Source organism: Moorena sp. SIO1G6, from assembly GCF_010672795.1.
Lineage (GTDB): Bacteria > Cyanobacteriota > Cyanobacteriia > Cyanobacteriales > Coleofasciculaceae > Moorena > Moorena producens.
Genome location: NZ_JAAHFZ010000013.1, coordinates 82,545 through 95,405 on the forward strand (window position 1 = coordinate 82,545; position 12,861 = coordinate 95,405).

At 43.2% G+C, this 12,861-nt stretch carries 11 protein-coding genes and 2 pseudogenes; 9 read left to right on the plus strand and 4 right to left on the minus strand.

The window, feature by feature from the left end; genetic code table 11:
* Window positions 1–571, minus strand: a pseudogene (locus F6K63_RS14695) (mechanosensitive ion channel protein MscS); the annotation flags it as partial.
* A gap of 1,324 nt (window positions 572–1,895) precedes the next feature.
* On the opposite strand from F6K63_RS14695, the gene F6K63_RS14700 reads away from it, so the two are divergent.
* Both F6K63_RS14700 and F6K63_RS14705 read left to right on the plus strand, forming a co-directional pair.
* On the plus strand, window positions 1,896–2,594 hold the full coding sequence (locus tag F6K63_RS14700; protein WP_008190384.1) for a TVP38/TMEM64 family protein: 699 nt from the start codon (window positions 1,896–1,898) through the stop codon (window positions 2,592–2,594).
* A gap of 131 nt (window positions 2,595–2,725) precedes the next feature.
* Window positions 2,726–3,388 carry a TVP38/TMEM64 family protein gene (locus F6K63_RS14705; RefSeq protein WP_081431836.1) on the plus strand — a complete coding sequence of 221 codons (663 nt, stop codon included), beginning with the start codon at window positions 2,726–2,728 and terminating at the stop codon, window positions 3,386–3,388.
* Window positions 3,389–3,624: 236 nt separating this feature from the next.
* On the opposite strand, the gene F6K63_RS14710 is transcribed toward F6K63_RS14705, so the two are convergent.
* On the minus strand, window positions 3,625–3,759 hold the full coding sequence (locus F6K63_RS14710; protein WP_267872115.1) for a hypothetical protein: 135 nt from the start codon (window positions 3,757–3,759) through the stop codon (window positions 3,625–3,627).
* Window positions 3,760–4,484: 725 nt separating this feature from the next.
* Between F6K63_RS14710 and F6K63_RS14715 the strand changes: the two genes are divergently transcribed.
* Window positions 4,485–5,222, plus strand: coding sequence for a hypothetical protein (locus F6K63_RS14715; RefSeq protein WP_287256730.1), 738 nt, complete (start codon window positions 4,485–4,487; stop codon window positions 5,220–5,222).
* Window positions 5,223–5,461: 239 nt separating this feature from the next.
* On the opposite strand, the gene F6K63_RS14720 is transcribed toward F6K63_RS14715, so the two are convergent.
* Entirely contained in the window at window positions 5,462–5,680 is a 219-nt protein-coding gene (locus F6K63_RS14720) for a hypothetical protein (RefSeq protein ID WP_154659968.1), read from the minus strand.
* Window positions 5,681–5,903: 223 nt separating this feature from the next.
* Window positions 5,904–7,721, minus strand: coding sequence for an intein-containing RctB family protein (locus F6K63_RS14725; protein WP_008190378.1), 1,818 nt, complete (start codon window positions 7,719–7,721; stop codon window positions 5,904–5,906).
* A 339-nt stretch (window positions 7,722–8,060) separates the two neighbouring features.
* Here F6K63_RS14725 and petN point away from each other — a divergent pair, with 339 nt between their 5' ends.
* The 6 genes and pseudogenes from petN to F6K63_RS14755 form a co-directional block, all read left to right on the plus strand.
* Window positions 8,061–8,150: a cytochrome b6-f complex subunit PetN gene (petN, locus tag F6K63_RS14730; RefSeq protein ID WP_010871354.1), complete on the plus strand. Its 90-nt coding sequence runs from the start codon at window positions 8,061–8,063 to the stop codon at window positions 8,148–8,150.
* 7 nt (window positions 8,151–8,157) lie between these two features.
* On the plus strand, window positions 8,158–8,292 hold the full coding sequence (locus tag F6K63_RS14735; RefSeq protein WP_267872114.1) for a hypothetical protein: 135 nt from the start codon (window positions 8,158–8,160) through the stop codon (window positions 8,290–8,292).
* A 418-nt stretch (window positions 8,293–8,710) separates the two neighbouring features.
* Window positions 8,711–9,532, plus strand: a complete 822-nt coding sequence (locus F6K63_RS14740) for a sulfurtransferase (RefSeq protein ID WP_287312516.1) — start codon at window positions 8,711–8,713, stop codon at window positions 9,530–9,532.
* A gap of 582 nt (window positions 9,533–10,114) precedes the next feature.
* On the plus strand, window positions 10,115–10,633 hold the full coding sequence (locus F6K63_RS14745) for a LabA-like NYN domain-containing protein (RefSeq protein WP_044495347.1): 519 nt from the start codon (window positions 10,115–10,117) through the stop codon (window positions 10,631–10,633).
* Between the two features lie 88 nt (window positions 10,634–10,721).
* Complete coding sequence (locus F6K63_RS14750) at window positions 10,722–12,347, plus strand: 2-isopropylmalate synthase (RefSeq protein WP_287312518.1); 1,626 nt, start codon at window positions 10,722–10,724, stop codon at window positions 12,345–12,347.
* 140 nt (window positions 12,348–12,487) lie between these two features.
* Window positions 12,488–12,721: pseudogene (locus tag F6K63_RS14755) on the plus strand (alpha-isopropylmalate synthase regulatory domain-containing protein); the annotation flags it as partial.
* Between the last annotated feature and the right edge of the window lie 140 nt (window positions 12,722–12,861).

The window sequence follows — 12,861 nt, forward strand, 5'->3', positions numbered from 1 at the left end:
CACCACCCAGTAGACCGATCAGTGCACCAGCAGATGCTCCCAACAAAATCTCACTGGCTTTAATAGCGGCAATCAGCACTGCTGATATCTGAAAAAGCCTTGGGAAGTAGGGCACAAACAAATCGTCGAGTTCAGTTTCAGTGTTGGCCGCCAATCCCCCTAGAAGCTCCCCCAGTAGTGGAGCAGCACGGTAAAGAATATAGGTGGCAATGAACAGAGCGCTCACAAACAGAATTTCGGGGATTTTCTGATTCTGTTCAGGAGTAAGATGGCTTGCCACAACTAGCTGTACTACCCATAGTCCAGCCAGCCAAATTAGCCAGCCTAATGGTGCCCTAATAATCCTAAGGAACTCATCGTCTAGGGTGCTTTCTGTACCGCTAGTCAGACGCTCGATTCTGCTAATGATTATGGCAGTGAACAAGCCTCGCAATATCTGGGTGAACATGAGGATGAGCACCACAAGAACTATCGTGGAAAGAGGGATGTTGGCGAGTTTGAAGTCGGTATCAAAGATCCTTTCTTTGATAACGTTGATTGTATTGTTGAATGTAGTCTTAAGGTTTTCCATAGTTTCGACGAAAATGCAACAGCATAGATCGACCTTTGCCTAGTTAAATGACAAGTCGATGGCAAGTCGATGGCAAGTCGATTGGTGAAATTATTTTACTATAAGTCGCGAATTTACCCAATAGTTATGGGTATGCAATTGGGATTGTAATCCACAAACAGGATTGAGAGCAATTGCCGGTTTCCGCAGCACCCTAGGAGCCAGTTTTCAACTTTTAATATCTGTTTGTAGGAAAAATATTCGGTCAATCAAATCTGGATTTTACCGAAAAGTATTAGCTAGTAAAAGAAGCTGGAAATAGCGAAGGATTACTAGCTATTGGTTTGGCGATCGCAAATCAACTGCAATCCATCAACTGCCCAGTTTGGGTTGATTAGAGTCATGGGCTTGTAGAATCAAAAGTTCTGTGCCCATAGTTTCCAGGGTCGTGCCAGGAGCTGATGCCGAGACCTCGAATAGCGCCGATGCACCAACCTGAGGGCTTCCCCCCACTCGCGCTTTGCATCAAGACAAGCATCAAGACAACCCAGTTACTCCTGCTTGGCCAGACTTGTCAACCCAACTTGTAAACAATTAATTCCCTATAAACGGCTAGTTAAACTTGAAACTAAAACTTGATCATTTGCTAGACCTCCCACAATGACTAGTCTATAGCCATCTCGTAAAGACGGAGTTAATAGTAGCATGTTCTACTTGTAATATGGGTACCCTATTTCTAAAATTAATCTAAATTCTCTTGTAGATATGGCGAAAACAATACCCTATTGATGTGTTCTATTGCTAGCCTATCTCGTCATTTCCCCGATCCCACACTTTTAGGTGCAACCCGTGGCGAATTTAATAAGAATTTAATAATTAGATGGGGAAAGCGCACCTTTATGATCAGTATTCAACCGGACTTGATATGAGGAGGATCAGGGGGATGAGCTTGTGATCAGCAAGTAACATCACCAGAAAGCAACTTGCTATCAGGGACTTCTGCACTTTTGGATAAGTTCTATCTCTAGGATTTACACTGATTCCCTGATTTACTAAACTAGCTCCTTATTGATTAAGGCTATTCTCAGTAAAAACTCATTAAGCTAAGATTTAATAGATTCATAAGCCTGGAAATTTCTAGGACTTAATGAGCATTTTAAAATGACGATTAAAATCTATAAAAATTAGATCATTGGGACGTTACAAATAGCGATATTGTGTCCATAACATATTAGATATAGTTATCTAATATGTTATGGGAGGCAATTTAATTTATAATTGTTGTTAATTCAAATAATAACCCTATTTCAAAATAACCAATTACCAATTACTTTTTAACCAGCTCATGAACCTTTCATCCTCGAAATCTCAAAATCTGCCCCAGTCCAAGATACAGCTAAGACTAAGGTTAGGGATTGGGGCAATAGTTTTGGTGACAGCTGCCTTAATTTTACTATTTACGCCCGTTGGGTCTTGGCTGAAGCTGGAAAATTTGAGATTGCTTCAGGAAAGCATGGGTATTTTTGGACCACTGGGGTACATTCTAATTTATATTGTTGCCACAGTACTAGCTGTTCCTGATGCGATTTTAACCTTTTCAGCTGGTGCTCTGTTTGGACTAATGCTGGGTACTTTGTGGACTGTGATTGGTGCTACTTTAGGAGCAACGGCTGCGTTTATGATTGCTCGCTTTGTTGCTGGTGATTGGGTTAAGTATCAGTTTCAGGACTCTCGTTTTGATCAACTCAGTGAGGGAATTGAGAAAAATGGTTTTTGGTTTGTGCTCTCAATTCGCCTGGCACCAATTTTTCCATTCAATGCCGTGAACTATTTGTTTGGCTTAACACCAATTCCTCTACCCACCTATGTTATTGCGACCGCAGTGGGAATTATCCCGGCTACCTTTGCCTATGCTTGGTTAGGTCGCAGTGGTCTCGAAGCTATCAGCGGTAGTCCCCCCTGGCAACTGATCGGAGCACTAGTTGTATTAGCGGTGCTATCTACCACCCCCCTACTTTGGAAAAAATCAAAACTTAGGCAATAACTCTGCTTGTCGGGTGCGTTAATAATGCACCCTACACCATAAGGGCGAATATCAGGGGGAATGAAAGTCGAGTGTTGCGTAAGTCCTGACCCTAAGTCCTGACAATTTAAGGTGATTAAGGTAGAAGATTGATGAGATTGAACAGATTGCTGAAAAGACGAAGCCTTTGGTTAGCGATCGCGCTATTTATTTTGGTCCTATTGTGTTACTCGACTCCTGTCAGAGCCTTATTTAACCAGAGGTTTCTAGTGCAACAGTTGCAAGAATTAGGCCATTGGGCAATCTGTTTATTTATCCTGGTTTATGCTCTGGCAACGGTTTTAGGAATTCCTGGCACAGTACTGACTATCGCTGGTGGTACAGTTTTTGGTTTAGTTTGGGGTACCTTCTGGTCTGTTATCGGAGCAACCTTAGGCGCATTGGGAGCATTTTGGGTAGCGCGTTATCTATTGCGAGATTGGGTTGAATACAAGTTCAGGCATCATAAAGCATTGGTCAGCTTCAATCAAGCAGTGATGCAGACACCCCTGATGTTTGTCTTAGCAGTACGCTTTGCCCCCATTTCTCCTTTTAATGTAGTGAATTTCTTGTTTGGTCTAACCCCGATTAGCTCGGTAGAGTATACCCTTGGCACTTTCTTTGGGATTATTCCTGGTACCCTCGCTTATACTTGGCTGGGAGTAACTGGGGGGGAAGCTTTGCAAGGAGGCGATCGCTTACCATTTTTCCTAGCACTCAGTTTCCTAGGTATACTGTCTGCCTTGCCACTGTTGGCAAAGGGAAAAAAGAAATAGTCTTCCTGTTGCCCATTCTCCTGTCCCATTCTCCTCATTTTACCATCTTTCCCATCCTCCCTATCTCCCCGATCAATCCCAGGAAGTAGCATGGCAATAAAGCAACGTGGTATCAGTGGGTCAATAGGGTAAAAAATTTTCTGATCAACTAGCCCGACTTGCTAGGCTTTTCCTGAAGCGTCTCTGTAAGACAAGTAAAGAACAAGACAGGGATTTACAGGAATCTGTTAAATTTGTTAATATGAAGGGTGTAACCCCTCATTTTTTCCCTGTCTTGATGCAATAGCGAGTGGGGGAAACCACGGCAATAGCGAGTGGGGGGAACCCCCAAGACCGTAATGGTGCGTTTGACCCGTAATTAAATTCGCCACGGGTCGCACCTCTGCCTCCCCAAGACCGCGCTGCATCGCTGAGGTCAGGGGAAAAGGAAGGTTCTGTCAGTAGTACCTTTTAACTTAAACTTTACTCGTTAAAGTTTTTACCTTATTTGTGGAAACGTTAAGTTTTCACAAGTCCCGTGAGACCGAAGGTGAGTGCTTGCCATTCCTTTTGTATAGCAAGACACTTAAGGTGCGCGCCTCCTAGGCCGGGTTCCCCGGCCTTGGGTCGCACCTCAAAGTGTTCTTCACCAAGTGTTTTTCACCAAAATTTAACATTTTGGGGGATATTTACTATACAAGACTGAGGATAGCCTTCCCAAGATTTTCACAATGTGTGATAAAACTTCGTGATTGACCTCAAAAACATCTCAACCAGAATACTAATTTTCTATGCATGTTGATAGAGATGAGTTTCTGTTAATAGGTCTAGGGTAATAGGTAATAGGTAATAGGTAATAGGTAATAGGTAATAGGTAATTGCGATCTACAAGTGGTGTTTAACAGCAGCAATAGTATGATACTCAATTGTAAATTGGCAATTACCAATTATCATGTACCGATGATATATACCCGAATAACTATCTCTCTCCGACCTTAGACATAGGCGTTGAAATTAGGTTTAAGGTTAAGTGGGGTAACGCTTCCAGAATCATTTTTCCCCCTATGTCTATTCATAATAAAATATCCACCCTTGGCGACTTTGAGCTTGGCAGGAAATGACTAAAGAACAGTATTCTAAAAATTGGTTCAATGGACAATCGTTCATTATTAATACTTTTTGCCTGTTACCTTCTCTAGTAATTATCCTAGGGGGAATCAGCCTGTTAATCGAAAACAACAATTTTAGATTGACAGATTCATCAACAATTATTGTAAATCCAATAGAATCACTGATTAGTTGGTTCAAAGACACGTCAGAACCAAAAAACTCATTATCAAGTGTTACTTCTACTAGTTCTGAACAACTAGTATATAAAGCTTCACTGCTCAATAAACTAATCCTACCTATTATAACTGACTATGAAGAAAGTGGACTAGGGATAGGGATAGGTATAGACAATATTAAGCCTGGCTTTGAAGCCATTGGTTTTACATTTAACCAGGTAGAAAATATTCACAATAAAATTAATTTTATCGGCCTAAATACGGGGGACACAGTATTAATTAATATCCTGGGAAATGTTAACAATATAACTCAAGCCTCGATCGCCACTAAAATTCCCTATAAATACTCTCATGAAAGCCAATCTGCTTTACTCTTAGGATTATTCATTAGGGTAGTATCACCGGAATGGGAAAATGGTATGGCTTGGATTAACTATGGGTTGAAAGAACTTAGTGAAAACCAGAAAAATTTATTAATCACGGAACAAAAAAACTATCAGATTCACTTAAGGGTTGACCGGGAGGTAGATTTGGTGATTCTCACCATAAAATCTCGCTCTAAATCCTAAGGTAATTGTAACCGTTAATGGTGGTGTCGTATTACCGATGTGTTGAATTGCGTAATAAACGTTAACCACAATGGCTGATGTCTGTAGATATCTATTTTTTTGTAAGCATTCAGCCGTCAGCCGTCAGCCGTCAGCCGTCAGCCGTCAGCTAAAGTAACTCAGCATTATTCCAATGCTTACCTGTTGTCTTGATCCCAAGCGCGAGTGGTTTGAATTTACCGTAAGATAGGGTCGCCTTATTAAAAAATATTTAACCCTTTTCTGCATAACCTGCTAACTATAAAGGCGACCCTATCTAAGGTTTTGTCTCCGGGGGAAACCACGGCAGCGCGGTCATGGGGGGAACCCCCAAGACCGTAATGGTGAGTTTTCCGTAGGCGAATTAAATTCGCCACGGGTCGCACCTCTGCCTCCCCAAGACCGTAATGGTGCGTTTGACCCGTAATTAAATTCGCCACGGGTCGCACCTCTGCATCGCTTATTCAAAAGCACCATCTGTAGCACCTCAAGTAGCGTGCGCATTAGCTGATAGCTGATAGCTGATAGCTGATAGCTGATAGCTGAATACTTACATTTTTTTTTGAGATTACAACAGGCAAAATGCAACATAAACCTAAACGTTTCTGTTGCATTTTGTCTAATGGTTAACAGTTTAATGATTCGATTCAGTTTTGATAGTTTTCAACCCTTAACACAAACAACCTGCTTCAGAGTTGCCACTACCTCAACTAGATCTGACTGATTAGCCATCACCTGATCAATTGGCTTATAAGCACCTGGGATTTCATCGATAACGTCCTTATCTTTACGGCACTCAACACCTTTAGTTTGCTCAACTAAATCATCAACGGTGAACTGCTTTTTTGCTTTGCTGCGAGACATCAAACGACCAGCACCATGAGCACAGCTGCAGTAGCTGTCATGATTGCCTTTACCCTTAACAATGAAAGACTTTGCCCCCATGGACCCAGGGATGATACCATAGTCGTCGGTACGAGCTCGCACTGCTCCTTTTCGAGTAACATAAACCTCTTCGGAGAAATGCACTTCTTTTTCGGCATAGTTGTGATGGCAGTTAACTGACAACAAGGGCTTGAAGGACTTACCACCAGCCAGATGTTTCTCTACAATTCCCTTGAAGCGAGCCATCATGATATCGCGATTGTAACGGGCATAGTTTTGCGCCCATTGCAAATCCCGCCAGTAGGCAGCAAATTCAGGGGTTCCTGCGACAAAGTATGCTAAATCTCGGTCAGGAAGGGTTGTATGTGCTAGCTTTGCTAATTCTTTAGCGGTCTTAATGTGGCACTTAGCTAGCTGATTACCAATATGCCGTGAACCAGAGTGTAGCATCAGCCACACTTGATTGTCGGTATCAAGACACAATTCAATGAAATGATTGCCACCTCCAAGGGAACCCAGCTGTTTCATGGATTTTCCATCTAGCCGTTGCACACCTGGATGAAGTTCCTTAAAATCACGCCAGCCTTGCCAGTTTACCACTGCTTTCTCGATATCTGTGTTTTGCTCAAAGCCAACGGGAATAGCTGCTTCAATGTCCAAGCGAATCTTCTTGAGCTTGCCCTCCAATTGGTCTGCCACAAAAGGGGTTTTAATGGCAGACATGCCACAGTTGTGAACAAACACACCAGCGGTCAGGGCAAAGTTGTGATACTCTGGAACCGTTAGGCAGTAGACATCTTGTTTTTCCTGAAGTGGTAAGATATTGACGACTTTGTGATTTGCCCCCCCTACCAGATTTGAGCTTCGATGCTCGGCACGAGCAAGGTTATGGTGATCAATATGGTGGTCAATGACTGTTCTGTGACCTGGAAAAGATGGTACTGTTCCTGACAATTGAGATTCTAACCATTCAGAGGAAGGGATATCAGAGGGAGGGATAATCCCATCTGCCTTTTGCCATCTTCCAGAATCGGGTTGCTGGATTAAGGTGTAACCATCTTTATCGGTTTGGGAGTAGAAAGGCATCAAGGATGTCCCTGGTTCGAGGTCACGGGCTTCCCGGTAACTACCATCCCTGAGCATGAATCGATGATCGGGAGTACATTTAATTTCTTCTGAGTTGTCGAGAACGACCTTTAAGAGTAGTTGGTTACGGCGGGTTAATTTTGCTGTAGCCTTAGCCGCGACGATTTTTCCGGTTTGTGTGCAGGAGTAGACAATAATTTCTCGCTCTCCTTTGGCTAGTGCTTGGAGTGAGTAAGATTTGCCATCAACCAAGGGAACGAGGGTATCACCTGTAAAACAACCAATATCTACCCCGACAGCTGCTGGCAGGATGGCATCTTTGGTGGCAATTACAGAGCCAACCAATGAGCCTTTACCTAGGTGAACGTCTGGCATTAATGCGACGTGCTTAAACACAAATGGCAGAGACGCAACATTTTTCGCCATTTGGGTTTCCTGAGCAGCTAGGGAGTGATTCGCCCAAGACAGCACAGGTTTTGGGGTGGAGATGTCTAGTTTTTCGTAAGGCATAACAATAAATTATTTATTTTTTTTATATATTACACAATGATACAGATATATTACAAACTTGGCCATAAGGTCGAATCTGATCACCTGGTGTTCATCACAAGTTTTCTTGAAGTAATCTGTGGACAGTTTTGTAAGTGTCACACTATCCCCCTGTGCAGCTAAAATACTCTTGACCTGAAACCTAGCCAGACTCTGGATGATCAGCTTTGCTCAAAGACCAGGGGGCTAACCCCATAACCAGATAATTCCCAAATGAATTCCACTTCTGCAGGAGGTGGCTGTCTCAAATTGAACTATTATAAGATTTGGAGTTATTGAGTAATTTTTTTATATATTGCTATGGATATTCTGACACTAGGCTGGGTTTCTGTACTGGTTTTGTTCACTTGGTCAATCTCAATGGTTGTCTGGGGTCGTAACGGGTTTTAACAGTATCGTGGAAAATCCCGTAATCACTATGTTGTTCTTTGCTGCCGCTGGATTATTAGTGGTGGTCAGCGGAGGAATCATTTATCTAACTGCTGCTGAGTGGCGCGATCGCCGCCGCAAACAGCGGGATAAACAGGGATGAAAATCTGACAGCGGATGGCTGGGGGTTTTCATCCCTCTAAAGGAAGCACTACCAACTTATCAAAAGGGAGAGTTTGAGAGGGAAAAGAATACCCCTTGACGAATAGTTTGGGGATGAATTTTTACTTTCAAATAGTGTTAAAATAAAAGAGAAAGGTCTTAAAAAACTGGGAATTGACCTTACTCAGCTACCCCCGGTGCGGGGGAAAGTTACGCCCTAGGAGATAACAATCTATTTGGTTGTGCCTGGGAATCCCCATCCAAGACGGTTGGGGAAGTTCAAATCTCAACCAAACAAGCAAACGTTAATTAGTTTTGTTTGAACAGAGTCCTAGGAGGCTAAATCGTCGGACTCACTTGATATCGCTAAAGCTTATTCGTCCTAAATCAATACTAAAATTTATAATCCGTGATGTCACATGACGGAACAACCTTTTATAGTTTCTGCTCAGTATCTGAGTGAGCATCTTGATGATCCCGACATCGTAATTGTCGATTGCCGTTTTGCTCTATCTGATCCAGACCTGGGCTATGAGCAGTATAAAGTTAGCCATATCCCGGGCGCTCACTATCTCGATTTGAATAAGGACCTTTCGAGACCAGTAGAGCGTCATGGTGGGCGTCATCCTTTGCCTGAACCTCGGAAGTTAGCTCAAAAATTAGCAGGGATTGGTGTTAATTTCCGAAAAACCCTAGTGATTGCCTATGATGATTCCCGTTGTGCCTTTGCAGCCCGCTTGTGGTGGCTGCTGCGCTACTTGGGACACGACCAAGTGGCGTTGCTGGATGGGGGTTGGACAGGATGGCATTCCCAAGGGTATCCAGTAACTGATCAAGAGCCTACCACAAAACCAGGAATCTTTGTAGAGCAGTTGCGCTCTGATTCGGTGGTGGATATTAATAGTGTGAAAGTACGTAAAGATTTGCCAGAGGTGGCGTTGGTAGATTCTAGGGAAAGCGTACGCTATTTAGGTAAACGAGAACCGATTGACCCTGTTGCCGGTCACATTCCCGGTGCCCTCAACTACCCTTGGCATGGTGTGACGGACACCAATGGTTATTTGCAACCATTAACATTGCAACAAGAGCGCTGGACTGAGCTGGAGAACAAACAAGAAATTCTGGTTTATTGTGGTTCTGGTGTAACCGCTTGTGTCAATCTCTTCTCCCTAGCATTGGCAGGAATGAACACTGGCAAGCTCTATGCTGGGAGTTGGAGTGACTGGTGCTCTTATCTATAATTTTACCCACCCGTTGACGCTGAAAGCTTTGAGGAACTGTGGCACTACTCAAAGCAAGCAACAGGTTAAGTGTGTTGCTTGCGCAAAAGCTTGCCAATCCCGTTAAACTACCACCCCTTTGATACTCCTGATTGTTTCGATCTGAGTTGGTCCCCTTCTCCCTATAACTTAACTGGAGAGGAGGGAAAATTTGGCATCCTATCCTCAAAATCCGGAAATTATCCCCCTATTGCTTACTCTTTCACGAGGTAAGTACAGATCACTCATCACTATCAGTAGTAATCAAATCACTAATTACCACTAACGTAAGCATTCAGCCGTCAGCCGTCAGCATTCAGCTTTGTGGCACAGGCTTAATGCCTGTGACTTTACTCAGATTAAACGAATGCTTACCTGTTTTATTCAAAAGCTGTTCGGTGTAGCTTGCCCAAGCGCCCATAAACTGATAGCTGATAGCTGATAGCTGAGTGCTTACCCACTAACTAGTTAAGTCTTAGGTAATTACTAATTTACTAGCTAAAAACTGCTAGAATAAAAAATTATCTTAAAGATTATATAGAAAATTGTTAGGTTTAAGTAAATATGCATTGTCCACTGAAACGTATGTCTATTTTTGTAGACGGCAATAATATGTTTTACGCCCAACAAAAGAATGGGTGGTTTTTTGATCCTAGGCGGGTTTTGGACTATTTTAAAAACGAGCCTGGTATTACTCTAGTTAATGCATTTTGGTACACCGGACTCAAAGATCCTCAAGACCAGCGGGGGTTCCGAGATGCTCTAATTAGTCTAGGATACACCGTTCGTACTAAAATTTTAAAGGAATATTATGATGATAACTCTGGTCGCTATTCACAAAAGGCTAATTTAGATATAGAAATTGTTGTGGATATGTTTAATACTGTGGAACAGTATGACAAAGTGATCTTGTTTAGTGGAGATGGGGATTTTGAAAGAGCCATTGAATTACTGCGCTCTAAAAATACCCATATTACGGTGGTTTCCACAGAAGGGATGATTGCTAGGGAACTGAGGAATGCCACTGACCGTTATATTGATTTAAATGATGTCCGTGATCAAATTGAAAAAATTGATTCATAGTTATAATTATATATGAAGCAAACTTTCGATCTAGTTGGCTGACGACCGTTCTCTTCAAATCACTGACTATCAACCAATCGAGTTAGTTATGAACCAGCAACCTCAATCAGAGCGCATTATCATTTTTGACACTACCCTCCGGGATGGGGAACAATCTCCTGGAGCAACCCTCAATGTGGATGAGAAGCTGATTATTGCTCACCAACTGGCACGATTGAGAGTAGATGTGATTGAAGCAGGCTTTCCCTACGCTAGTCCTGGTGATTTTGAGGCGGTGCAAAAAATTGCTCAAGCCGTGGGCATAGAATCTGGACCAACTATTTGTGGTCTAGCACGGGCAAGTCGTGATGATATCAAGGCGGCGGCGAATGCCCTCAAACCGGCAGCTAATGCCCGTATTCACACTTTCATTGCTACTTCGGATATTCATCTGGAGTACAAACTGAAGAAGACTAGAAAGGAAGTGTTAGAGATTGCTCCAGAAATGGTGGCTTATGCGAAGTCTTTTGTGGATGATGTGGAATTTTCCCCGGAGGATGCAGGGCGCAGCGATCCCGAGTATCTCTACCAAGTCCTGGAACGGGTAATCGATGCGGGGGCTACTACGGTTAATATTCCTGATACTGTAGGTTACACTACCCCAAGCGAATTTGGTGGCTTGATTCGTGGGATTAAGGAAAATGTTCCCAATATTGACCGGGCAATTATTTCTGTCCATGGTCATAATGATTTAGGTCTGGCAGTGGCTAATTTCCTGGAAGCAGTGAAAAATGGAGCCCGGCAACTGGAATGCACGATTAATGGTATTGGAGAACGGGCTGGTAATGCGGCTTTGGAAGAGTTGGTAATGGCATTACATGTCCGCCGTCAGTATTTTAATCCTTTCTTCGGACGCCCCCCAGAGTCGAAGGAACCCCTAAGCACTATTGATACTCGTCAGATTTACAAGACATCCCGTCTGGTTTCGAGTCTTACCGGGATGTTGGTACAACCGAATAAGGCGATCGTGGGCTCGAATGCTTTTGCTCATGAGTCTGGTATTCACCAGGATGGGGTGCTTAAGCACAAGCTGACCTATGAAATCATGGATGCGGAGTCGATTGGGTTAAAGGAAAATCAGATAATACTGGGTAAACTATCCGGTCGCAATGCTTTCCGTTCTCGCCTCAAGGAGTTGGGCTATGAGTTGTCCGACAATGACCTGAATAAGTCGTTTGTTCGGTTTAAAGAGGTGGCGGATAAGAAGAAGGAGATTACGGATTGGGATTTAGAAGCTATTGTTAATGATGAAGTTTATCAGGCACCGGAAGTGTTCCATTTAGAGTTGGTGCAGGTGTCCTGTGGGGATAATTCTAGTCCTACGGCTACGATTACCCTGCGAACACCTACCGGTGAAGAACTTAGTGATGCTGCTATTGGTACTGGTCCGGTGGATGCGGTGTACAAGGCCATTAATCGGGTGGTGAAAGTGCCTAATGAACTGATTGAGTTTTCGGTGCAATCGGTAACGGCAGGAATTGATGCTCTTGGGGAAGTGACTATTCGTTTGCGGCACGATGAACGGGTCTATTCGGGTTATGCTGCCAGTACGGATATTATTGTGGCTTCAGCACAGGCCTATGTGAATGCGCTGAACCGACTGTATTCAGCCATGCAGAACGGTAAGTTGGGTAATGATCCTGAGTTATCGATAGGATCTAGAGCAGGGGTCTGATCTCAAATTGTTATGGAATTATAGCAAGTCTTATACCCATGAGGTACAACTTGATCCCCCTAAATCCCCCTTAATAAGGGGGACTTTGAGGTTGAGAAGCGTACCTCATAAATTCTAGAAACGCTATATCTAATATCTTACTGATTGAGTTTTCGGTGCAATCGGTAACGGCAGGAATTGATGCTCTTGGGGAAGTGACTATTCGTTTGCGGCACGATGAACGGGTCTATTCGGGTTATGCTGCCAGTACGGATATTATTGTGGCTTCAGCACAGGCCTATGTGAATGCGCTGAACCGACTGTATTCAGCCATGCAGAACGGTAAGTTGGGTAATGATCCTGAGTTATCGATAGGATCTAGAGCAGGGGTCTGATCTCAAATTGTTATGGAATTATAGCAAGTCTTATACCCATGAGGTACAACTTGATCCCCCTAAATCCCCCTTAATAAGGGGGACTTTGAGGTTGAGAAGCGTACCTCATAAATTCTAGAAACGCTATATCTAATATCTTA